This is a genomic window from Vibrio sp. K4 (assembly GCF_051122595.1).
Classification (GTDB): domain Bacteria; phylum Pseudomonadota; class Gammaproteobacteria; order Enterobacterales; family Vibrionaceae; genus Vibrio; species Vibrio owensii.
This window is the reverse complement of sequence record NZ_CP178577.1, coordinates 2,034,883-2,058,757: the sequence shown is the minus strand read 5'-3', so window position 1 is coordinate 2,058,757 and position 23,875 is coordinate 2,034,883. Positions and strand designations below refer to the sequence as shown.

The window sequence follows — 23,875 nt, the reverse complement described above, 5'->3', positions numbered from 1 at the left end:
GGGCGGCGTGTATGCGCGTCGCCACTTTGAAATACAATTTATTTACAGTGGAACATTACTATGACTTCTAAAAAACAAATTGCTTTAGCGATCGCGACAACCCTTTTTGCAGGTAGCATTTCAGCCGCGTCACTAGACTTCCGTGAAGAATACAAACACGATTCAGAGCAGTGGGCAGGTCGTATCAAAATTGGTGGCAGCACAGGTAACCATTACTACGGCGTCGAGATGAAGCACACTGGCAACTTGAGCGAGCTTCAGCGTGGTGATAGCGAATTCGAATACGGCTACCACTTCAAATTTGATAACAACTGGCGTGTAACTACATCGATGCCAATTACTTTTGGTGACGAAGCCGTAACGTACAAACCTCAGGTTCGTGTTCAATACAAATTCGATTCTGGTATCACAACCAAGCTTCGCTACCGTCACGAGTTCCGCAACTACGCATCTGGTAAAACATCAACAGGTCTAGACGGCAAACAACACGATTCACTGAACGCGAGTAAAATCACGGGTAACATCGATTACAACTGGAACGCTTGGCAATTTGGTTTTGAAGCAAACTACAAAGAAGATTTCTTCAGCGATGAGTGGAAGCTAGGTAACCGCGATGGTAAGTACGAATGGGACTACAACTTTAAACTAGGCTACAAAGAGAAAGGTTGGGATTGGCGTCCATACGTAGAATTCGGTAACGTTCAATGTAACAGCTCTTGTGATGACAGCTCATCACGTCAGCTACGTAGCCGTGTTGGTGTGACGTACAGCTTCTAATCCAAGCCACAAATAAATTAAGATTCTTCCCAATAGCCCGCCGCCGAAGCGGGCTATTTTTGTTTTTGAACAAGGTCAGGCTCAGACCTAAGACATGCCAGCGAGCTTTTATTGCTAAAATTGTCATTAATGATTTGGCGAACGGATAAGCTCATGGTGGGTAAAATACTTTGCATCGTCCTATGTCTTTGGTCTTTCTCTCATACCAGTGTCGCATTGGAACTCTCTCCTTTAAAGTCTGACCCCTACGTGGGGGATTTAGATACCCTGAAGGAAAAGAAAGCCGTTCGTATTTTGGTGTCTGCTGATCTGGGTTTTTACTACATCCAAAATGGTAAGCCGAAAGGCATTATCTCTGAGCTTATTTATGAATTTGAACGCTATTTAAGGAAGAACAAAAAGGCGATCAACATTCAGGTTATTCCGGTCGCAAGAAACGAACTCATCCCCAAATTGATTGCTGGTTATGGTGACGTCATAGTTGCGAATCTAACCATTACCAATGAGCGCAAAGAGCAGATTGCGTTTAGCGACCCGGTGCGAGAAAACGTCTCAGAAATCATTGTGACCAACACCAGATACTCGGACATCAAAACCGTGGATGATTTGAGTGGGCTGGATGTTTGGGTGAGAGAAAGCTCGAGTTACCATAAGAGCCTAACCAAGGTAAATAACTACTTCACGATACAAAACAAACCGTTGATTAATATCTTGTTTCTTGATGAAATCATGCAAGATTATGAGGTTCTGGAAATGGTCAGTGCGGGCATTATCGATATCACCGTACTCGACCGACACAAGACGGGGATGTGGGGGAATATCTTTCCCGGCGTGGCGTTTCATAATCAAATCACCATCAGGGAAAATGCCCAGATTGGATGGGGAATACGACAAGATTCGCCTCAGTTAGAAGAGGCGGTGAACAAGTTCATCAAGGAAGTTCGGATAGGAACTTTGTTCGGCAATGTTGTTAATGAAAGGTATCTCGAAAACGACAAATGGTTGAGAAAGTTCCTTAACCGAGACAATGCAGTTCGTTCTAAAGAATTGCTAGATATCTTCTACGCGTATTCTCAGGAGTATCAATTCAACCACCTGTTGATGTTGGCTCAAGGCTTTCAAGAATCCGGATTGAACCAAAACGTCATTTCTCACAAAGGGGCGGTGGGCATCATGCAGATCTTGCCGACTACGGCGAGAGATAGAGCCATCAACATTTCCAATATCTACGAGAAAGAACCCAATATTCACGCTGGTTTGAAGTACATGCATTATCTTCGAAAGTACTTTTTTAACGATGAAAACATCAGCGAAAACGACATCATTTACTTCTGCCTCGCAGCCTACAATGCAGGGCCGGGTAACATGAGGAAGATGAGAAGAATCGCCAAAGAGAAAGGGTATGATCCCAATGTCTGGTTTGGCAATGTCGAAGTGGTGACGAGGCAATACATTGGACTTGAGCCGATACGTTACGTCAGCAACATTAACCATTATTTTATTGCCTACAAGTTGCTAGAACGACTCAACAATCGTCGTAGTGAGCTCGAACCTTACCTTCATCCGCCATACAAACTCGAAACCATTAAGCTCTATTACTAACGAGAAAAGTGTTAGCGGAAAAGGTATTCGCAAGATAGCTTAAGCACACTAAAGAAAAGAGGAGTGTTGTGCTCTTCTTAAGTATTTATCTTATTGCTTAAAGTGATTAAGACACTTCTTGCGCAGTCTCTACTCGGCGCTTGTTACCCAGTAAACGCTGCCAATTGAGCGGCATCATCGGCAGCACAATCAGGACGATACCGAGTGCAGTAAACAAGTCGGGTATTTCATCAAACCACATCACACCAAACAGTGTTACAAACGCCAGTCCGGAATACTCAGCCAATGCAATCTGGCTTGCTGGTGCACGCTTAAACGCTTTGACCACCAAGGCATGGTAGGCAAGTACAAACAAGTTAATCGCCACAATCCACATCAGGTGTTGCCATGTAATGGCTTGCCATTGAGGGTAGGCGAGCAATAAAGCGACTGGTAATGTCATTAACGTTGTCCAAAATAAGGTGCACACCAAAGGCTGCTCTTGTGGCATCCGGCGAATAAGAATGTTGCCCACTCCGATGGCAAGCGCGCTGCCGAGAGCAATGATCGCAGCCCAATGGAAATGTTCGGGACGAAGTACAATTAAGACGCCACCAAAACCAATCAAAGTACCGAAAATCTTTCCTTTGGAGGGCTTTTCTTTAAGGAAGATAACCGACAGCGGCAGCACCAATAGTGGGCTGACATAGAAAATCGCATTCGCTGTCGCCAATGGTAGATGCGTGATCGCTACCATAGCGCTGGCACTGCCTATCAGAATTAATTGCGCGCGCCAGAAGGTGATCCAATCGCATCCCATTTGACGTTCTCGTTTATCCAAACGAAGCCAAAGAGGTAACAGCAACACCAGACTGATTAATTGGCGAATAAAGACGTATTGAAAAGTGGGTACTTCGCCATTAAGCATTTTGAGGGAAACGTCAGAAAGAGACGCAACCAAGTTCGCCGCCACCAAAAGGAAGATGGCGCTAGAGACATCAGATTTTTTCATATTGGAATGGTTAGAGAGTTAGAGACTCAATCGATAAAGGGTACCGATGGTGGTTTTTCCTTGAGGAGTAATGCGAGTTTTTTGTGCTAACAACAGCTCTGCCGTCGCAACCGCATCCGCTAACGCATTGTGTCCGTTGTACTCAGGCAAGCCATAACGAGCGCGAGTGCCAGAGAGAGTGACATCAATTTCGTCACGAGGATTAATCGCTTTCTGTAGATGCTTTTCAATGCACATGGTGTCGAGCCAAACCAAAGGTGGTTCGCTGAGTTTAAACACCCGCTGTAGATATTGATTGATGAACTGGGTTTCGACCACACACGCGTGAGCGACCAAGATCTTACCTTTGGCGGCATGAAAAAATGCGCGCATGGCATCATGGATAGAAACGCCTTCGGACAGCATTTGCGGCGTAATATGGTTGATCACCGCGGTTTCTGGTTTGATTTGCGAATCACTATTGATATACATGTGCTGGCTGGTGGCCAGATCCACTTTGCCATTCGCTATGTCTACCCAACCGATCGACAAAATCAGATCTTCTTCGCTGTCTAAGCCGGTCGTTTCCAAATCTAGCACAATGTAATTGGCGTCTTGTGCGAATTGCGCCGCTTCCAGACGTGGCGTTTGAACCAGCGCTTTGATGTGCTCTGGCATGGTTGTCTGTTTCACGTATTGCTCGCGCTTTCGATTCAGACGCGAGCAAGGATGAAAGTGTTCTAGGATTCGCTTCATTAACGGCTCCCAAAGCGCACTTTCGCCGCTTCCTGCAAATCAGCAATGATACGGAACGCGTCTTTCAGGTGTTGGCGTTCAAAGCTACCGAACGTATTTGGATCGATGTGGTTATTTGGCTCTTCGCCACGTTTCAGCGCCTCTAACTGATGACCAAAACGGAACGACAAGATGAACTGGTACGCGTTAAGGATGTTCTTGTACGCATCTTCACTTAATACGCCCGCTTCATTCGCGGCTTTGAAACGCTCGTCGGTTGCCGTTAAATCACACTCAACCGCCAAACCGTAAATGCGCGCCAAATCGATGATCAGATTGATGGCGTACTTCTTCACATCGAGCGTCTTCTTGTTCTCACCTGACTTCTCCAAAACCAAACTGTTGAAGATGCCCAACGGTGGGTTGGTGTTCACCGCATCGTTCACAAGCATGGAGAGGAACTCACGATTGCTGCGGATGTTGGTGTGCAGCTCATCTCGCAAGATGCTTTCGTAATCTTTATTGCCGTAAAGGGTACGAATTTCCAAGAACACGCTGATGTTTAGCAAGCGCTCGTACTCTGGGTTGGCAACCCATTTCTTGTAGTACTTCTTCCAGACGCTCAGAGGTTGGCACCACTTTGGCGTTGCGGCCATAAATTTGCCAGGACACAAAGGGTAATCACAGCTCGCAAGGCCGTTACTGACGATCATAGCAAGGTGCTTGAAGTAAATTCGGTCGTTCTCTGTCGCGTGGTCAGCAAGGACGATCGCGCTGTCTTGATCCGACAACATGTGGACTTCGTTTCGAGCGTGAGAGCCAGCCACGATCCATGAGAACTTACATGGCGGTGGACCAAGTTTATCAATCGCGATTTGAATCAAGCGCCGCGTGTAAGCATCCATGATCATCGTCATCACTTTACCGATGACTTCTGGTGAAACGTGCCCATCAACTAGCGCTTCAAAGATCGCTTGGCGCTCTGGGGTAAAGCTCGACAGGGATTTTACGCTGCCTGCGTACTTGATTTTCTCGATCAAGAAGATCGCTTGCACACGGTGGTTTTGCACAAGGTGTGTCGTAGTCAGTACGCCGACGACCTTGTTGTTTTCCACTAATGGCAGGTTGCGAATATTGTGCTGCATCATCATCGATGCGGCATGCAAAACGAGATCATCCGGCTTGATGGTTTGTGGATCGTACGTCATCACTTCAGAAATAGGGCGGTCAGTACTTACCCCTTGTGCGATAACGCGCTTGGTCATATCGCGGTCGGTAATCAAGCCAACGATTTTGTCGTTCTCGTAAACCACGGCGCAAGGCGAGCATTTGGTTAGCATCTCGTTTGCAACGGTTTGAATCGACTGGTCGGCAGTCACCACTGCAACGCGACCGCTGGCAACCTCACCAACGCGGCGAATGAACAAGCCTTTCTCTTTGTTTGACCACACCACATCCAGCGCGGATTTCAAACGAACTTGCGCTTGAGAAGCAAAGTGCTCTGCACATTCAGGGTGGGTTTCGAACAGTTTTTTAAGCGCCGAGTTGGGAATAACATAAACCAGTGAGTTTTCAATCGCGATGGCACGGTAGCCTTTCGTGCTGTCGATTTGGCTGCCAAGAAAGGTAAAACCGAAGATGTCTTCTGGCCCCAGTTTCGCACGTAGCACACCATCGGACTTTCTTTGCTCCATAGAGCCAGTACGTATGATGTAGAGTGACTTTTCTTGGCCTGTCACGCATTGGTCAATGACTTCACCTTTGCCAAGGTAGGTAATCTGCACGTGCGATGCGAGTTCACGCAAGGCAGGTTTTGGGATCTTGTCGAATGGGTCGATTTGCCCAATAAATTGCAGGATGTTTGGCAGCAAAGATTCAGTCATAACACAGCACTTTAATAAATTTAATTTGTATTATTATATATCTAAATTTAATCAAAGTATCACTGAATAAGAAGTTTTTTGTGAGGAAAGAGAGGGTTCTTGCTGAAGCAAGAGGGGAGTAGAGACAAAAAAGCACGCGAAGGACGCGTGCTTTCAATGGTTTGTCGCTGAACTTATTTTACTGGCGCTAAGCGGTGCTTAGAGTCTAATAAGTGATTCGCTGATGCTTGGCGCGCTTTGTCAGCGTTGCCTGCCATGATTGCATCGTAAATCTGACGGTGTTCTTTGATACAAGTGCTGCCTTCTTCCGAAGAGTGCGCAATAAAGTTAACGAACATCGTCGTTAGGATATTGCCGAATGGTAGGTAGAAGTCGTTACCTGTTGCATTGAAGATCAGGCTGTGGAAGCGAGTGTCCACTTCCATCCATTTTTCGTGATCAAACTCTTCCGCTTCTGCAACGTCGACCATCTGTTGGAAAGTTTCAGATAATTCAATACGTTGTTCCGCGGTCGCGTGGATAGCAGCAAGTGCACATGCCTCTGGCTCGATCGCACGGCGTAAACCAAGGAATTGGCCACAGAACTGGTCAGTATCTGCAAGACCGTCCATCCATTCAATCAGCTGAGGATCTAAGAAGTTCCAGTAAGCACGGTTGATGACGCGAGTACCAACTTTAGGACGCGACTCAAGTAGACCTTTCGACGTTAGCAATTTCACTGCTTCACGTAGTGCAGTACGGCTGATGCCAAATTGCTCACAAAGAACCATTTCGCCAGGTAGGATAGAGCCCTGAGGAAGCTTACCAGACAAAATACCACGTGCGATTTCACGCGCTACTTGCACATGAAGGCTTCGCTTAGAGCCTGAGATAGAATGAAATTCGCCAGACATAATCTTCACTTAATTACTAAATATGTATTATTTAAGCCGTACTATAGCACTCTTGCCCCCACCCACCAAGCAGATGTGAACGTAATATAAGAAGGTTCACATAACGCGTGTTTTCACTAGACACAATCAATGATTGCGTTGACTTGACCGCTTCTTCAATATCGTTTTTATCGCTATCGGGTTGTTAAATTATTCATACAAATAATGGCTGTAAAATCCTACTTGTTGTGACCCAAACCACAAATGCAGCGCAAAACTGACGAATTTTGCCGGATCTCGCTCAATTGGGCGCAAATACGCTTGCGACTGAAAGATCTTATTGTATGATTTATTTCGAAAGCACGAATAACTAACATAGGTAAACCGTCATGTTTAACGATTTGAAAGGTAAGCGCGTACTTATCACTGGTTCTACGTCAGGTATGGGCCTAGCGGCGGCACGCGTGTTCGCAAAATACGGCGCTAAAATCGGCATTAACAGTCATCAAACCGGTCCTGACGCAGATGCAGCAGTGACTGAGCTAACTGCACTTGGTGGCGATGTTAAGTTTTTCCAAGCGAACCTTATGGTGACCGCAGATTGCGAAAAACTGGTTAAGGAATTTACCGATCATTTCGGTGGCATGGACGTGCTAATCAACAACGCTGGTGGTCTTGGCGGTCGTGAAAACCTAGAAAACATCGATGATGAGTTCTACAACCGCGTGATGGATCTGAACGCTCGTTCTGCGTTGATGACAACCAAATACTCAATTCCGCACCTACGTGCGTCGGCAGCGGAATCTGGTGAGACAGCATGTGTGATCAGCACTGGCTCTATCGCAGCTCGTGAAGGTGGCGGTGTTGGTGCTGGTATCTACGCAGCATCAAAAGCGTGGTTACACGACATTCACCGTAACTGGGTGAAAGAGTTCACTAAAGACAACATCCGTTTCAACATCGTTTCTCCAGGCACTATCGACACCGCATTCCACGATGGTAAATCTGACGAGTTGAAAGCAGCAATCGCAAGCGGTATCCCTATGGGTCGCTTCGGTCGAATCGAAGAAGTAGCACCAACGTTTGCTTTCTTCGCTTCACATGCATGTTCTGGTTACATCACTGGCCAAGTGCTGGATGTAAACGGCGGACAAATGGCGCCATAAGCGCTGACCTATTTCGTTTCAGACGAATACACTGACCTCAAAAAGCCAGCTTCGTCTGGCTTTTTTTGATCATTTATCAAGTGTTACGGCACTGGAAGCATAATTATAAGGAGCGTCAAATGGCAAAGTTTTCTCTTGTGGAGGATTCACACCGCAAGATCCATGTGCAAGTTGCCAGACAAATCGCCCGCAAAATACTGTCAGGTGAGCTAAACCAAAATGAAAAGCTACCCAATGAGATGGATCTCTGTGACGCGTTTGGCGTGAGTCGCACAGCATTACGTGAGTCAACCAAACTGCTCTCAGCAAAAGGGTTAATCGAGTCAAAGCCGAAAGTGGGAACGACCATTCGCGCGCGCAGCCACTGGCATTTTCTCGACCCTCAACTCTTGGAATGGATTCAAGATTTAGAAGATACCGAGCCGTTTCTGGCTCAGTTTTTGGGGCTGCGTAAAGCGATTGAACCAGAGGCTTGTGCCTTAGCGGCGAATAACGCAACGGCAGAGCAACGCAAAGAGTTGTCGGTTATTTTTCAGCGTATGACCATGGCAGCCAATCGTTTCGATTATGACGATTGGACGGTCAATGACCACCTGTTCCACCAGACAATATTCCTTGCAACAGGCAATCAATTCTACATTCCGTTTAGCAATATCTTGTCGACCATCTTCAAGCAGTTTATCGATCATTCAGCTGAAGGCGGTCGTTTCTGTATTGAAGAGCATCGCGCGATTTACGATGCCATTATGGCGGGAAATGGAGACCAAGCTCGCATCGCGTCGCATACATTGCTTAACGATGAAAACCAAAAACTGGCTCAGGTCGCCAACGGTTGATGAATCAACGTGTATTTGGCTTTGCTCTAACGGTGAAAGGATAGGGCAAGGCCAACGTTTAGCGGCAACGGCTTGCTTGCTAGTTGCGCTTGTGACAACTCCTAAAGGTCTACCATGTCTTCCCAACCCTATATAAGAAAAAATCTGTCCCTTGCTTGGCCGCTGGCCTTGAACGCATTATTAATGCAGTCGATGTTAATGATCGACACCTTCCTTGTCTCACCACTCGGTGAAGTTTCCCTTGCTGCGATGGGCATTGCCACCACCATCGTCTCCTTTGTTTTAGGTATCCAAATGGCGCTGGCGAACGGCTCACAGTTGGTACTCAGTCGAGCGGTTGGATCTGGGCAACGCCTATCTTTGAATAAAGGCTTCTGGGCGGGCTTAATTATCAACGTTTTGGTCGCGGTTGTGTTTTGGACACTGATTACCGCCTTCGACAAAGCGTTGATCAGTAAGTTGACCGACAACGTTGCCCTTTATGCAGAGACCGAACGTTACCTCGCTGTGGCCAAGTTCATCATCATCTTCAACGCGATTACTCAAGTTATGATCGCCTTGTTTAATGCCCTTGGCCGAACCAAAGTGCCGTTCAAAGGTTACTTGATTGAGCTGCCGGTCAACATGGCAATGTCGTACGTGTTGATTCATGGCTTTGCTGGTTTTGAGGGGATTGGTGTGCAAGGCGCGGCAGCAGGCAGTTTAATCGCCATCACCATTCGATTACTGTACCTAACTCTTTGTATTCGATGGGATGATTCCATCGTCTTGTCGATTAAGAACCTAGATGCGTCACTGAAGGCCAACACGCTAAATCACTTTAAAGAGATATTCCCCGTTGCAGCGAACGTGACCATGTTGCAAACCGGCGCGACTATCTACATGTTGTTGTACTCACAGCTGACATTGAACGCGTACGTAGCGATGACCATCGTGATGCCTTGGATCAAAGCAGGGACTCAGTTCATCACGGCTTGGGCACACTCGTCGGCGATCACGATCAGCCAAGCGATTGGTTCACGACAAATGGATGAACTGCGTAAGAATGTTGATATCAGCATCGACATGGCTGTGATGATCTCATTTGTCTCGGCGGCGTTCTTCTTAGCCTTAAGTTTTGTTCTACCGGATTTATACCCAGATCTAGATCCAAGCACTTACGTTGCCCTTGCTTCTATCGCGCCGTTATACGTCTTTCTGCCGATTGTTCGTGGCTATAACACGGTACACGGTCACGTGTTACGTGCGTTGGGTAAGACCACAGAAGTCTTTAAGATCAACTTCACTGGTCAGTGGATTGTGTCCATCCCATTGTGTGCATTGATCATTCTGCATTGGGATCTCTCTTTCTTTTGGGCGTTCGCCGTTATGCCATTTGAAGAAATAGTGAAAGCACTGCCATTTAGGCACTTGGCGCGTAAATCACTCAACGAGTTTGATCTCAAGAAAGCTGAGAAGCTTATGTATGATTAATTTGTCGTTTTTATTTTGATTTTTCGTCTAGTAAAGAGCCCATCAATGATGAGGGCTTTTTTGTCTCTATAGTTTACTGCTGAGTGTTTGGTTTAAATAACCTGCTTTTATCTATCACTTTTTCTTAAAGTTTGATCCAAGTAGAACTTGCGATGATCAAACTGTGAGCGATTTTACACACCCGATTTTCCATTCAGTTTAATCTCTGGATTAACAATTAATATGTACGACAATAATACATAAATAAGGAAATCCAAATCCATGTGTAATAGCAAAAGACTGAACAAGAATCTTCTCGCTGCCGCTTTACTTACTACGCTACCAATGACTGCTTTGGCCCACAATCAGACACCTCATCCAGTGCCTGCAGATAAGTTCGATATGATGAACTGGAAAATCACCTTGCCAATGGACAAAGACAACAACGGTCGAGCGGATGAAATCGAAGGGGTGGCGATGCTCAGTTACTCACATCACCAATTTTTCTTCTTAGATGAAAACGACAATATGGTCTTTGAAGTGCCGAACATGGCGGTGACAACAAAGGGCTCTACAAACGCGCGTTCTGAGCTGCGCCAAATGGGGCGAGGCACTGATGTCGATATCAGCGTGAAAGCACCAGAAAACAACTGGGCGATTGCGGCGCATCCTCAAGCGGAATCGTTCAGCGCAGTGGGAGGAACATTAGAAGCGACGTTGAAAGTAAACCACGTTGCTACGCGCTCTAAGAATCCAGAAAAATACCCGGCGTATTCCGTCGTGGTAGGGCAGATTCATGCGGGCAAAGATCCGGCTCAGTTAGAGGCGAACACAGGGTTTGGACACGGCAACGAACCACTAAAAATCTTCTACAAGAAATGGCCTAACCATAAGATGGGATCGGTGTTCTGGACATACGAACGCAACCTCGCGAAAGCGGATCCTGATCGTACAGACATCGCTTATCCAGTATGGGGTAATACATGGGAAAACAACGCTGAGCCGGGAGATAAAGGCATCGCACTTGGTGAAGAGTTCAGCTACAGCGTTAAAGTCGAAGGTAACATTATGCAGCTTGCATTCGAAGCTGAAGGCCACCCAACCGTGAAGTATGAACTCGACTTGAGCAATAACGTCGACGCCTATGGAAAAGTGGATAAGAAAGACTTCGCGAAAGGTTATGCGAACGAGTGGTTCTACTTTAAAGCGGGCGCTTACGGACAATGCAGCGTGAAAACTGGCGATAACTTCTGGGCGACAGGCTGTGAAGGAACAGGAGATTTCGAGACGGATAAGAAGAACGGCGATTACAGCAGTGCAACCTTCTCTGTCCTGAAGTTAAACGGCAAATAAGCCCCAAATTAGGTTTCTTGCTAAAAAAATCCCTACCACGTGGTAGGGATTTTTAGTTGGTTGCTAAGTTTGTTGGTGTTTATGTTTATCGGTATCTATGTTTGTCGGCGTCTGGGAAAGCGTTATAGATCGAAGCGATCGTTGTTCATCACTTTCACCCAAGCTGCGACAAAGTCTTGGACAAACTTCTCTTTGTTATCGTCCTGAGCGTAAACCTCAGCGTAAGAGCGCAGTACCGAGTTAGAGCCGAATACTAAGTCGACACGTGACGCTGTCCATTTGGTTTGGCCAGAAGCGCGTTCGCGGATTTCGTACTCGTTATCACCGGTTGGATGCCATGTGTAGCTCATATCAGTGAGGTTAACGAAGAAATCGTTGGTCAGTGCGCCGACGTTATCGGTGAATACACCTTGGCTTGTACCACCATAATTGGTGCCAAGAACACGCATACCACCAATGAGCACCGTCATCTCGACAGCGGTCAGTTGCATCAATTGGCTTCTTTCCAATAACAGCTCTTCGGCCGTTACGACGTAATCGGATTTCAGCCAGTTGCGGAAGCCATCGTGAATTGGTTCGAGCACGTCAAACGAATCGGCATCGGTCATAGCGTCCGTCGCATCTCCACGTCCTTGGCTAAATGGGACAGAGATATTCATACCTGCGTTGGATGCCGCTTTCTCGATACCCACGCCACCCGCCAGCACAATCAAGTCTGCCATGCTAATTGGCGAGTTGTGTGTGGTGCGAATATCGTCGAGCACGCTCAACACTTTCTGCAATCTTTCTGGCTCGTTGCCCACCCAATCTTTTTGCGGAGCAAGACGAATACGTGCGCCATTAGCACCACCGCGACGGTCAGAGCCACGGTAAGTACGAGCACTGTCCCATGCGGTAGAAACCAGCTCAGCAATGCTCAATGCACTATTGAGAATCGCCATCTTGAGCGCGTCGATGTTCTCTTCAGATAGGTGGTAAGAGACAGGTGGCACTGGGTCTTGCCAAATCAAATCCTCTGCTGGCACATCGGGGCCGAGGTAGCGAGATTTAGGGCCTAGATCGCGGTGAGTCAGTTTAAACCAAGCGCGAGCGAAACAATCTTCGAAGTACTTAGGATCATCACGGAAACGCTCTGCAATCTTGCGGTATTCCGGATCAAACTTAAGCGCCATATCCGCATCGGTCATCATTGGATTGCGACGGATGCTTGGATCTTCCACATCCACCGGCATGTCTTCTTCTTTGATGTTCACCGGCTCCCACTGAGCAGCACCCGCAGGGCTCTTAGTAACCCACCAGTCGTACGTGAACAACAAGTGGAAGTAACCGTTATCCCATTTGGTTGGGTTAGTGGTCCACGCACCTTCCACGCCACTAGTGACGGTATCACGTCCTATGCCGCGAGAGGTTTTGTTGAGCCAGCCAAAGCCTTGGTCTTCGATTTCTGCGCCTTCCGGTTCAGGGCCGAGTAGGGAAGCATCACCATTACCATGTGCTTTACCCACAGTGTGACCACCCGCGGTGAGCGCTACGGTTTCTTCATCGTTCATTGCCATGCGTGCAAAGGTGACACGCATATCGTGTGCAGTTTTGATTGGGTCAGGTTTGCCATCGACCCCTTCAGGGTTTACGTAGATCAAACCCATCATTACGGCTGCAAGTGGGTTTTCTAGATCGCGTTCACCAGAGTAACGATTGTTCTCGCCGCCACTTGGTTGCAACCACTCTTTTTCTGCGCCCCAGTAGATGTCTTTTTCAGGATGCCAAATGTCTTCACGACCGCCAGCAAAACCAAACGTTTTAAAGCCCATGGATTCATAAGCCATGTTACCAGCAAGAATCATCAAATCGGCCCAAGACAACTTGTTGCCGTATTTTCTTTTGATTGGCCAAAGTAGGCGACGTGCTTTGTCTAGGTTGCCGTTATCTGGCCAACTGTTGAGTGGAGCAAAACGCTGGTTACCTCGGCTTGCACCGCCACGACCATCTGCAATTCTATAAGTACCCGCAGAGTGCCACGCCATACGAATCATCAAGCCACCGTAATGACCCCAGTCCGCTGGCCACCAATCTTGGCTGTCGGTCATTAGATCTTTTAGGTCTTTTTTCACTTCCTCTAAATCGAGAGAGTTAAAAGCATCGGCATAATTAAAATCCGCGCCCATTGGGTCGGTTTTTTGGTCGTGTTGATGAAGAATGTCGAGGTTGAGGGTTTTCGGCCACCAATTGAATTCAGCTGCCTGTTGGTTGGTATTCGCTCCATGCATGACAGGACATTTGGAGTGATTGTTTTTGTCGCTCATCTCTTGCTCCCTAACTGGGGTTAGTGTTCCCAAAGTTTAGTTACAGGTTGCGTATTTCGCCCTTGCGGTTTTACGTTATATTTCGGGATTTTGTTCAAAAGATGATCAGTGTCATTCTTCAATAACTTAACCGTATTTAATGCTCAATATTGACGTTGGATCTCAGTAATTCTTTTCGAAGATAAAGGATGAAGAGGATGGTTTCCGCAAGCTTAGTCTAGTGCGAGAAAATGAATCTCAAAGCGTCGCTTCACCCTTGCCACTTTGTCAGATTGTTCTCGAACCCGATGTAAGATTTCCCAATCCAATGTTGGCCAATAGTAATCTCATTTCACCGCTCTAACATGTGTCCTAAGTAACAAATACAGGGCTTTTAAATGAGAACAGCAAAGGGTTTCACCTTAATTGAATTAGTCGTGGTTATCGTGATTCTTGGGATATTAGCCGTGACCGCCGCACCACGTTTTTTGAATATTCAGGGCGATGCGAGAGCGGCAGTGATTGAAGGCGTAAGAGGCGCTGTGGTGAACGCGAACCAAATTGCCAATGCCAAGTATCAGCTTGGTTATGGCGTATCGATTGGCTCCACGGCAACAGACAATACCTTTTTAGATTTGAACAAAAATGGCGCGCAGGACGATGGCGAACCATTGATGGTTTGGGGGCATTTAGACAACGTTTCGGTCGAAGAAATGGTGAACCTTGATGGCGATTTGGTGGTGTCTGATCCAGAGGCGCCGGGCAAGAACAAACTCTATATTGGTTTTGCTCAAAACGCTGATGCATTAGAGAACGGTCAATGCTATTTCCTTTACACCCAAGCATCGGGAGAAGGCTCAGAACCGAGTTTTGAAACGGTGACATCCGGTTGCTAATTGCTTCGAGTGTTTACTGTTTTGCACAATAAATCTGGCCGTTTTTAATAGACACGTCTCTGTAAACCTTGTCGGCTTTCATTGCACTTGTTCTAACGTCATCACACTTCTTGGACTAAGTGGTTTAAGTTTTCGCCAAAAATCGTAACGCTGTGTGCAACAGAGTGAACCGAAGATTGTTTGGCGTATCGATTCACCGGAAAGGATTTATCACTGTTCAACTTAGTATCAGAGCGGAGCAATCAGCGTTGCTCTACGTGCTCTAAAGTCGAGAAGTAAAGGATGAGAAGCAAACAGAATAAAGCGGTATTGTGTGCGTTTGTATCGGGTAGCCTATTTGGTGCTGCACTGGTCATCGCCATGTATATCCAGATTTGATGCTGTGCTGGCAAAGCGTGCCAAAACTGAAAAATCAAATTGTACAAGGAGTAGGGTTGTTTTCAGCTCTGCTCCTTGTTAGTTTTAAAAGCATGAAAACGACATTCACACCTTCATCAAACTTCTTCTGGTGGCGCTCTAATTAGAGCGGCGCGGAATCCTTACATTCTTACGCTGCTGGACGGTAGCTAAGAGTGTCATGCCTTTTTATCTCCAGTAGCGATCTATTTTTATTCGGAGATAAGTTATGAACACCACACAAAACACTCAACAACGCGAAGTCATTCTCACTGGCGACCGAGCCACTGGTCCTCTGCATTTAGGTCATTACGTCGGCTCGCTACAGCAGCGAGTTGCGCTACAAAATCAGCACGATCAAACCATTCTCGTTGCCGATATGCAGGGCTTAACCGACAATGCACATAATCCTTCCAAAGTCTCTTCCAATATCTTGAACGTCGTCGCTGATTACCTTGCCGTTGGCATCGATCCGATTCAAACCACCATCTGCTTGCAGTCTCAAGTTCCGGCGCTTGCTGAGCTAACCATGTATTACAGCAACTTGGTTTCTATCGCACGCTTGGAGCGTAATCCGACGGTGAAAAACGAAATCCAAAGCAAAGGGTTTGAGCGTTCCATTCCGGCTGGATTTTTGACTTATCCAATCTCTCAAGCGGCTGACATTACCGGCTTTCACGCGACACTTGTTCCCGTTGGTGATGACCAATTGCCAATGCTAGAACAAACCAATGAAATCGTGAGAAAGATAAACCATCTGGGCGGGAAAGCCATTTTGAAAGAGTGTCGTCCACTGCTCAGTGACGCGCCGCGTTTGCCAAGCACGGATGGCAAAAACAAAATGTCGAAAAGCATGGGTAACGCAATCAACTTAGGAGCGACAGAGAAAGAAATCAGCGCAGCGGTGAAGTCCATGTACACCGATCCAAACCACTTACGTATTGAAGACCCAGGCCAAGTGGAAGGCAACATCGTATTCACTTACCTTGATGCATTCCATACTGATAAAGCTTATGTGGAAGAGTTAAAAGCGCATTATCGCCGTGGTGGGCTGGGTGACGGAACAACCAAGAAAGTGTTGGAAGAGTGTCTGCAAGAGATGCTTCGTCCAATCCGAGAAAAACGCGCCATGTTCTTAGATGACAAAGCACAACTTATCGAGATCTTAAAACAAGGCAGCCAACGTTCGCGTGAGAGAACCGAGCAAGTGCTATTTGATGTGAAAGGTGTGTTTGGTTTGAATCTGTTCTGAAATCGGCTCTGCAAATCACGACCAAAAAATAATTCAAAAAAGTGTGCATCCTTTTGCGACCTCAAACGTGTTAGAGGTAAATCGTTTAGAGGGTGCCACTATGTTGGACATTTTTACCCATTTTGCCGACTGGCTGACGTATTCCATTTTTAACTTGGAAGCCAGCACTTCAATGGCAAAAGGTGTTCATTTTTTTATTGAAGACACAAGTAAGATCCTAGTCTTACTGGTTGTGTTGATTTACGTTATCTCCGCACTGAGAGCCAGTCTGAGTGTGGACAAAGTTCGCCAGTATCTACAAGGCAAGCACCGCGGTGTGGGCTACTTTCTTGGCTCTCTATTTGGTGCGATTACCCCGTTTTGCTCGTGCAGCTCTATTCCTCTGTTCATGGGTTTTGTCTCCGCGCGCATTCCTATTGGTGTGACCATCGCATTTCTTATTACCTCGCCTCTGATCAACGAGGTGGTGGTCATCATGCTTGGCAGTGTCCTCGGTCTGAAATTCACCATCATGTACGTCGTCATTGGTATGTTGCTTGGCATTTTTGCCGGCTTTGTCTTAGATGCTTTTAAAGCCCACCGTTGGTTACAACCTTTCCTCGCCGAGGCGTATCAAAAAGCTAATGAGCTAGATGCGCTGCCTCAAACGGCGATTGAGTCTCCGCCAATGACGTTGAAACAGCGCCACGAATTTGCAGTGAACGAGACCAGCACGATCTTCAAGCGCATTTGGGTTTGGGTATTTGTTGGGGTAGGGATCGGTGCGTTTATTCATGGTTTTGTTCCGGCTGATTGGTTCGAGCAAAACCTCGCACATGGGCAATGGTGGACGGTGCCACTTGCCACGCTCAGCGCTATTCCGATTTACACCAACGCTACGGGCATCGTGCCAATCATGGCGTCGTTGATAGACAAAGGCATGCCGCTGGGAACCACGCTTGCGTTTTGCATGGGAGCGGTCGCCGTGAGCTTGCCAGAGTTCATGATGCTTAAACAAGTCATGCAATACCGATTACTTGGCGCGATCGCGGGTTACTTGCTGGTGGCGATTTCCATCACGGGTTGGTTGTTTAACTTCTTCTATTAATCACAGCAGAGCAAATGCTCACAGGAGTCTGATATGAAAAGCATTCAAGTTTATGGTTCAGGTTGTAAGAACTGCATCGTCACCGCAGAACGTATTGCCGAGGTTGCACAAGAGTTAGGGCAGCAAGTCAGTATTGAAAAAGTCACCAGTTTAGAAGCTATCATGAAAGCGGGCATTATGAGCACACCGGGTGTCGCGATTAATGGCGAGTTGAAACACACAGGTTCGGTGCCATCTGTTGATCTGGTTCGCGATTTGCTCAAAGAAGATGTTGTAGCGTAAAGGCAAGGAAAGCGTGTCGCGCGTGCGGATTGTTTGAATGAGCACGCGCGACGACTATTGAGATTTAAGAATGAAATGTTTGATGAATGCGTGGAATCATGCAGAACCGAGCCTTTATGGTTGGCTACTAAAACAAACCCAAAATCCGCATGAAGCGGAAGACATCATGCAAGAAGTGTTTCTGAAAGCTTTGGAGAACAGCGAGCGTTTCTGTACATTGCAGGACGGTAAATCATGGCTGTTTAAGATGACCAGAAACCACTTCGTCGACCAATTAAGACGGAGAATCCAATCGCTAGAAATCGAAGAGTTTGTGACGCCAACAGAAATCTCTCCCGCGATGGTTCAACTTCAACGTTGTCTTCCAAAGGTCTTAGTGAAACTTACCGAGCAAGAGCGAGATGTAATAGAGCAATGTGACCTCAACGGCATGGCACAAAAAGCCTACGCAGAGAAACACCAGATCAGCCTGCCCGCAGTGAAGGCGCGTTTACGTCGAGCCCGAATAGAGCTCAAAAGCACTTTGGTGAGCGAGTGCAAAGTGACCCAAGACCAAACGGGCGTCTGCTGCTTTAAGTCCTTTCAAGCTGAACCTTAAATTTTTCTGACAGTAACGTTTCTGATTTAAATTTATTGATAATAATTCTCATTACGTTATGTTTGTGGTCTCAAATACACTCATTGTTGCGGAGACCAACATGGAACACTCGGATATTACTCAACTGCTTATTCCAAAGAGTGATTGGGCATCGCCTGATCTTTTTCTTTATGAAGGGGAAGACAAACTTCGTCTGAGCTTAGAAGGCGCAATTCAATACAGTGGATTGAACAGCATTGGTGGCGTGGTTCTGGGCTTTAGGATGATCCAATACGCGGTGCAACTGGCGGCGGGTGATCAGTCTTTGCAACGAGATGGCATCAGTATTTATACCGCGTTCCCTGGGCGAGGCGCTCAAGATGCCTTTGAATACACATGCCGCGCACTGCGTGATAAACGCTACTGCTGCGATACCACATTGCACCACCCAGCAGCGCAAACCGGGCAACGTGGCCAGTTCCTATTTACGATTCGTTTGAATGAACAATCTATGGTGATGACACCAGCAAACGGACTACCAAGAAAAAGCTACTTTGAAGCCGACCGACATTCGCAAGACAGCCGAGAAGCGGCATTGAAATGGCGCGATGAGAAGATCAACTTTGCTAATACGCTCTTGAGCTTGCCTCCGAAAGAGTGCTTACGCGTGTTGTAACCCTTGAGTTGTATCAAAGAATGAATAACAAAAGGTCGCTCGCTTTCAATTGAGCGACCTTCTTGTATCAAGCATTCGCGGGAACCAGATTCCTAGTCGCGCTTAGGCTTGATGGAATGACACGGTTTAAGTTTTGAGTTAGTGGAGGACTTATTTGCTATCGATGACCATGAACTCAAACATCGCCATTTCCCAGGGCGAAGATGAATGAGTAGGGAAGCTCATTTCATACTCATGCTCTAAACTCCGTCATTCTGAAAAACGAGGGACGAGCGTAATTCAGAATCTACGCACGAAGTGCTGCTGAACCTTGGTGTTCTCGCAAATCTACAGCTCGTTGAAACCAGATTCCTAGTCGCGCCTAGGCTTGCTGGAATGACACGGTTTAAGTTTTGAGTTAGTGGAGGACTTATTTGTTGCCTACGATCACGACCCCAAACAGCGTCATTCCCTAGAGCGAAGATTGAATGAGTAGGAATCTCATTTCATACTCATGCTCTAAATACCGTCATTCTGAAAAACGAGGGACGAGTGTAATTCAGAATCTACTTACCAAGTGCTGTTGAATCTTGGTGTTATCTCTAATTCACAGCTCGTCGAAACCAGATTCCTAGTCGTGCTGGAATGACCCCGTTTAAGCTTTGAGTTAGTGGAAGCCGTATTTGTTGCCTACGATCACGACCCCAAACAGCGTCATTCCCTAGAGCGAAGAATGAGCGAGTAGGGAATCTCTCAGTTCCAATTGCTCAGACAAACGTACCATCAACCCGCAAAGAACTCGCGACGAAAATCTGCCACCTCTTGTTGGTAATAACGCTGCCATTCCGAGTCCGATAAACCCGCGTGGCTGGTCGCTCTTTGTGTGGCCAGTTTGGATTCAAGCTGCTGCAACTCACTCTGATAATCGCGTACTTGCTGCTTTTGCTCGGTGACTTGTTGTTCGCGAGCGTGTATCTCTTCACTCTCTTGCTCAGAAAGGTAAGTGTGTTGAAGCTCTTCAATCAAAGCCTCGCGCTCTGTTTGGCTTGCGTTATCCGGAATTAACGCCACCGCACGCTCGTACTTTGCTTGCTCGCTGGCTAATCCCAACGTTTCCTCATTGCCTTGCCACTCTTGAACTAAATCCCCAAATGCTTGCACGTAGTCTTGAGCGGGAGTCGAATTCAACTGCTCTGCCTGCAAACTAAAATCGTAAAGGGCAAACTCATCAGCAAAAATCACTTCGGCCAGCTCACCCCATATCTTTCTTGCTTCCGCTTTGAGAAGGGCAACACGAGAGGCGAGCGGTTGCTGCTCATCAAACAACAAATCACCCACACTTTGCTGCCACAAACTATTGAGCTGATGGTAATTCGCCAGTAAAGCAAAGCGCTCACCCGACATATAACTTTCCAGCTCGGCCAGCTTAGATTCGCAGTTATGATCAGACATACACGTGTGCCAGAAGGTCTCTATTTCGGCTTTTAATGCACGACCTTTGGCGTCATTCAAACGCCCAGCAATCGCTTTAATCGGAGAAGGGGTATCTTTGGCTTTCGGTACGATTTTTTTACTGGCAGTTTGATTTACTGATGAAGAAGAATGGCCACTGGTATCTTGTTCAGCACGGCCTTCAATCACAGAATAAAACGGCAACAAGCTTTCACGCTTATCACCCGCCATTGAGAACCAAATCGTGCCCGCCACAACGGCGGACACAGTAACTAACGCAATACGCTTCATGGTTTGATCACAGCGCTAACAGGGAAGTGATCCGACAGATTGTAATGCTTCCACAAGCTCTCTGCGGTAGAGCGCGGAACGTCGACACGGTTATCGTTAAACGACTTCACGCCATACTCATTGCTCACCATCACGTAGTCGAGGTACTCCACATTCTCGCCACCAGATAAAGCCTCTCCGGCAAAGTTGTTGATGCGAGGATCGAAGGTCGAAGCCGTATAACCTGAGTACTGAGGTTCTATCGCACTTAAGTTTGCAATCATCTGCTGGTAGTCACCTGGGAACTTCAACTTGTTCACGTTAAAGTCGCCGCTGTAAACCACAGTCTCGTTGGTAGGGATATTCAGAGATTGAGCCATTGTGCGCATCTGCTTGAACTGGCGCTGACGATATTCGCGCGCCGTATCCGTATCAAAAGACGCAGTATGAGTCGCGAACACATGGTAAGCCTGACCGCCTTTGATGATCTCCGCATAATTCACGCCCTTATCGGCAAAACAATCCGTGCCCGAGCAATCTGGGAAGACGTATTGAGCCTGATTCACGATAGGGTAACGGCTCACAATGATCACGCCGCCGTCGTAAATATTGAAGCCATCTTTATCCAGCATCTTAGTCTGGTAAGGGTATTCTTTTGCAAGCTCACGCAAGAAAGCATCACGTCCACTTGCAAACACCTCTTGCAATGCCAGTACATCATAACCTTTGACGTAATCAGGAATTAGCTCATAACGATCGCCAATGTGAGACGCAATCGCAGGCAATGCCCAGATGTTATAAGTCATCAGCTTCAGGTTCTGCTCATCGGTATCGACGACTTCATCCACCTTGTTCGGTGTGATGGTGTAATACAAATCATCATAACGAGCTGTGCTAGCAGATTTAAACGCCAGTTCTGACGTGCGGTCGCCAAATGCATCGGTACGAGAGCGGTGAATATTGCGATCGTCTTTGAGTGCTAAGCCCACATCCGCCGCAGACAAGCCATATTCAATCGTAGAGTTATACCAATGGCCTTCCATCACTTGGTTAAGCGTGATGCTCTCACCTTGTGGGTTAGACACCACGGTTTCAAAGCGATAGTTCTGACCAGATTTCACGCCTTCCCAGCGATTAAAGCTCAGTACGGATTTGGTTTCCCAAGGGCCAAGCACTTGCACATGCTGCTGCCATTCTTCTCCGTATTTAAGCAAATCGCTGCCTTCGTGTTTCACTTGAATGGTTAACGGTTGGTCTGAGTTATTGGTGAGGTATACGTCCGTATCCGCCAAGCTTGGTAATGCCACTAAACCGCTTAGCAAAAGACTCCACTGCGAAAATTTCATCTTGTTTATCCATAAGTTGTGTTAGAGCAATAATTCTTATTTATAAATATGACTAGCACGTTAAATATGGATGACAGAAAGGTACTCAGCAGAAATAGTTAGCGAGTTGTGATCTTTGTTCGGATTGAATTGCAATTTGAGCGACTTTGTTTACCCGATGCTGCTCGCTATCTATATGAAAATAAACGATTGTCACCATAAAAACTTCTTGTGAAAAATGAGAAGGTTTCACGCATATAAACCTGATTGACTGTGATACCGTCAGCGTATGTATCAGTTGGAAATTCGTCACTTTTCTCGACACGTTCTCCCACTGAGTAATACACATACAAGGGTTTACTATGAGAGTTTTTGGACACATACCCGATACTGAAGTCGGTTACATGTTCGAAAATCGAGCCGCGTTAGCCAAATCTGGCATCCATCCTCCAACGCAGGCTGGTATTAGTGGCGGCGCGAAAGAAGGCGCTGACTCAATCGTACTTTCCGGTGGTTATGAAGACGACGAAGATTTTGGCGACGTGATCATCTATACCGGAGCTGGTGGCCGTGACGAAAACACCAACAAACAAATTGCCGATCAAAAATTAGAACGCACCAACCTCGCTCTGGCTAGAAACAAGCTGGAGGGTTTACCCGTCCGCGTTACTCGAAGTCATAAACACCAAAGCCATTATTCTCCAACCAAAGGTTACCAATATGCGGGTTTATACCGCGTTGAAGACTATTGGTGCGAGCGTGGATTGTCTGGCTTCAAAGTATGGCGTTACAAACTTGTCCAAATTGATTCGGAACCTGCGGCAGAGGTGCAAGACACAAGCAAAGCACGTTATGAGGTAACGTCTCGCCAAGCCGTTACGGTCAACAAGATCGTCCGAGACTACAAAAAGGCAAAGCAGGTAAAAGACTGGCATCAATACCAATGCCAAGTATGCGGTTTGGCCATTGATACTGGAGCAGGGTACTACGCAGAAGCTGCACACATTCAACCGTTGGGTGAGCCGCATCGCGGACCTGATGTGGTCGAAAATATCCTGTGCTTATGTCCAAACCATCACGTGATGTTTGATAACGGTGTGTTTTCTATCGCAGATGATTTCAGTTTGATTGGTCTAGACGGACAGTTAACTCTGAACAAGAAACACAAGATAGAACAGAAGTTTCTTCAGTATCACCGAGAGCATTATTTTAAGATTTAGATGCCGACCATGGATGATGAATTTTTGTTAAAGTAACCAAGACAGAATTTGGAATGGAATCTTTGAATATGGAAATCACATGCCATTGCGGGAACATCGTTGTTCAAGCTGACGTACCCAAAGAGATAGCATCATGTAATTGCTCTATCTGCCGTCGGTATGCAGCATATTGGGCCTACTACTCGCCAGAGCAAGTATCAGTTCGCTATTTGAAAGAGCCTTCTGTCTTTTATATCTGGGGTGATAAAGAAGTCGAGTTTCACCGCTGCAATCTGTGTGGGTGTTTGACACACTACGTAACGACACAGAAATGTGACGCTGATATCGTCGCCATCAATATGAGGATGGCAGAAGAGGAAGTCTTGAAAGGTATCCCGCTGAGACTCATTGATGGTTAGCGCTACTAACCAAAAAGCCAGGCACATGTCTGGCTTTTCTCTTTCTAGTTAACAGACTTTATCTTTGATATTTCAATCAGTTGTGTAACGTTTTCGGCGAGAGATAATCTGCAAATTTGGCAATTGGTTTATAAATT

General features: G+C 46.7%; 21 protein-coding genes. 14 read left to right on the top strand and 7 right to left on the bottom strand.

Annotation, left to right across the window (positions count from 1 at the left end):
* The first annotated feature begins 60 nt into the window (after positions 1 to 60).
* Both ACLIIY_RS09240 and ACLIIY_RS09235 read left to right on the top strand, forming a co-directional pair.
* Entirely contained in the window at positions 61 to 777 is a 717-nt protein-coding gene (locus tag ACLIIY_RS09240) for an oligogalacturonate-specific porin KdgM family protein (RefSeq protein WP_020195684.1), read from the top strand.
* A gap of 153 nt (positions 778 to 930) precedes the next feature.
* Positions 931 to 2,379: a lytic transglycosylase F gene (locus tag ACLIIY_RS09235; protein WP_045478794.1), complete on the top strand. Its 1,449-nt coding sequence runs from the start codon at positions 931 to 933 to the stop codon at positions 2,377 to 2,379.
* A 106-nt stretch (positions 2,380 to 2,485) separates the two neighbouring features.
* On the opposite strand, the gene ACLIIY_RS09230 is transcribed toward ACLIIY_RS09235, so the two are convergent.
* From ACLIIY_RS09230 to ACLIIY_RS09215, 4 genes are all read right to left on the bottom strand, one after another.
* Entirely contained in the window at positions 2,486 to 3,370 is an 885-nt protein-coding gene (locus ACLIIY_RS09230; RefSeq protein WP_434527479.1) for a DMT family transporter, read from the bottom strand.
* 18 nt (positions 3,371 to 3,388) lie between these two features.
* Positions 3,389 to 4,105 carry a 3'-5' exonuclease gene (locus ACLIIY_RS09225; protein ID WP_041055069.1) on the bottom strand — a complete coding sequence of 239 codons (717 nt, stop codon included), beginning with the start codon at positions 4,103 to 4,105 and terminating at the stop codon, positions 3,389 to 3,391.
* Positions 4,105 to 5,967 carry a putative nucleotidyltransferase substrate binding domain-containing protein gene (locus ACLIIY_RS09220; RefSeq protein WP_434527478.1) on the bottom strand — a complete coding sequence of 621 codons (1,863 nt, stop codon included), beginning with the start codon at positions 5,965 to 5,967 and terminating at the stop codon, positions 4,105 to 4,107. Before ACLIIY_RS09220 ends, ACLIIY_RS09225 begins: the two co-directional genes overlap by 1 nt.
* Before the next feature lie 173 nt (positions 5,968 to 6,140).
* On the bottom strand, positions 6,141 to 6,860 hold the full coding sequence (locus tag ACLIIY_RS09215) for a FadR/GntR family transcriptional regulator (RefSeq protein WP_020197014.1): 720 nt from the start codon (positions 6,858 to 6,860) through the stop codon (positions 6,141 to 6,143).
* 368 nt (positions 6,861 to 7,228) lie between these two features.
* Here ACLIIY_RS09215 and ACLIIY_RS09210 point away from each other — a divergent pair, with 368 nt between their 5' ends.
* The 4 genes from ACLIIY_RS09210 (at position 7,229) to ACLIIY_RS09195 (ending at position 11,646) form a co-directional block, all read left to right on the top strand.
* Positions 7,229 to 8,005, top strand: a complete 777-nt coding sequence (locus ACLIIY_RS09210; protein WP_005437107.1) for an SDR family NAD(P)-dependent oxidoreductase — start codon at positions 7,229 to 7,231, stop codon at positions 8,003 to 8,005.
* 119 nt (positions 8,006 to 8,124) lie between these two features.
* Positions 8,125 to 8,841 carry a FadR/GntR family transcriptional regulator gene (locus tag ACLIIY_RS09205; protein WP_434527477.1) on the top strand — a complete coding sequence of 239 codons (717 nt, stop codon included), beginning with the start codon at positions 8,125 to 8,127 and terminating at the stop codon, positions 8,839 to 8,841.
* A 183-nt stretch (positions 8,842 to 9,024) separates the two neighbouring features.
* Positions 9,025 to 10,314 carry an MATE family efflux transporter gene (locus tag ACLIIY_RS09200; RefSeq protein ID WP_434527476.1) on the top strand — a complete coding sequence of 430 codons (1,290 nt, stop codon included), beginning with the start codon at positions 9,025 to 9,027 and terminating at the stop codon, positions 10,312 to 10,314.
* 261 nt (positions 10,315 to 10,575) lie between these two features.
* A complete protein-coding gene (locus ACLIIY_RS09195) occupies positions 10,576 to 11,646 on the top strand; it encodes a polysaccharide lyase family 7 protein (RefSeq protein ID WP_270051034.1) in 1,071 nt (356 codons plus the stop codon).
* Positions 11,647 to 11,768: 122 nt separating this feature from the next.
* Here ACLIIY_RS09195 and katG read toward each other — a convergent pair whose 3' ends face one another.
* Positions 11,769 to 13,949: a catalase/peroxidase HPI gene (gene katG, locus ACLIIY_RS09190; RefSeq protein WP_434527475.1), complete on the bottom strand. Its 2,181-nt coding sequence runs from the start codon at positions 13,947 to 13,949 to the stop codon at positions 11,769 to 11,771.
* Between the two features lie 377 nt (positions 13,950 to 14,326).
* Between katG and ACLIIY_RS09185 the strand changes: the two genes are divergently transcribed.
* The 6 genes from ACLIIY_RS09185 to ACLIIY_RS09160 all read left to right on the top strand — a co-directional run bounded on the left by ACLIIY_RS09185 (position 14,327) and on the right by ACLIIY_RS09160 (position 19,094).
* Positions 14,327 to 14,824: a prepilin-type N-terminal cleavage/methylation domain-containing protein gene (locus ACLIIY_RS09185; RefSeq protein ID WP_038867011.1), complete on the top strand. Its 498-nt coding sequence runs from the start codon at positions 14,327 to 14,329 to the stop codon at positions 14,822 to 14,824.
* Positions 14,825 to 15,449: 625 nt separating this feature from the next.
* Positions 15,450 to 16,472 carry a tryptophan--tRNA ligase gene (gene trpS, locus ACLIIY_RS09180; protein WP_434527474.1) on the top strand — a complete coding sequence of 341 codons (1,023 nt, stop codon included), beginning with the start codon at positions 15,450 to 15,452 and terminating at the stop codon, positions 16,470 to 16,472.
* A gap of 100 nt (positions 16,473 to 16,572) precedes the next feature.
* Positions 16,573 to 17,559, top strand: coding sequence for a permease (locus ACLIIY_RS09175; protein WP_434527473.1), 987 nt, complete (start codon positions 16,573 to 16,575; stop codon positions 17,557 to 17,559).
* Between the two features lie 33 nt (positions 17,560 to 17,592).
* The gene (locus ACLIIY_RS09170) at positions 17,593 to 17,841 is read left to right on the top strand and encodes a thioredoxin family protein (RefSeq protein ID WP_005437129.1); all 249 of its coding nucleotides are present in this window, start codon (positions 17,593 to 17,595) and stop codon (positions 17,839 to 17,841) included.
* An 82-nt stretch (positions 17,842 to 17,923) separates the two neighbouring features.
* A complete protein-coding gene (locus ACLIIY_RS09165) occupies positions 17,924 to 18,439 on the top strand; it encodes an RNA polymerase sigma factor (RefSeq protein ID WP_434527472.1) in 516 nt (171 codons plus the stop codon).
* 100 nt (positions 18,440 to 18,539) lie between these two features.
* Complete coding sequence (locus tag ACLIIY_RS09160) at positions 18,540 to 19,094, top strand: hypothetical protein (protein WP_434527471.1); 555 nt, start codon at positions 18,540 to 18,542, stop codon at positions 19,092 to 19,094.
* A 762-nt stretch (positions 19,095 to 19,856) separates the two neighbouring features.
* Here the strand turns inward: ACLIIY_RS09160 and ACLIIY_RS09155 are convergent.
* Positions 19,857 to 20,816, bottom strand: a complete 960-nt coding sequence (locus ACLIIY_RS09155; protein WP_434527470.1) for a chromosome partitioning protein ParA — start codon at positions 20,814 to 20,816, stop codon at positions 19,857 to 19,859.
* Positions 20,813 to 22,141: a sphingomyelin phosphodiesterase gene (locus tag ACLIIY_RS09150; RefSeq protein ID WP_039987305.1), complete on the bottom strand. Its 1,329-nt coding sequence runs from the start codon at positions 22,139 to 22,141 to the stop codon at positions 20,813 to 20,815. Before ACLIIY_RS09150 ends, ACLIIY_RS09155 begins: the two co-directional genes overlap by 4 nt.
* Positions 22,142 to 22,482: 341 nt before the next feature.
* On the opposite strand from ACLIIY_RS09150, the gene ACLIIY_RS09145 reads away from it, so the two are divergent.
* A complete protein-coding gene (locus ACLIIY_RS09145; RefSeq protein ID WP_434527469.1) occupies positions 22,483 to 23,340 on the top strand; it encodes a YDG/SRA domain-containing protein in 858 nt (285 codons plus the stop codon).
* A gap of 68 nt (positions 23,341 to 23,408) precedes the next feature.
* Entirely contained in the window at positions 23,409 to 23,738 is a 330-nt protein-coding gene (locus ACLIIY_RS09140) for a GFA family protein (RefSeq protein ID WP_434527468.1), read from the top strand.
* Positions 23,739 to 23,875 lie beyond the last annotated feature (137 nt).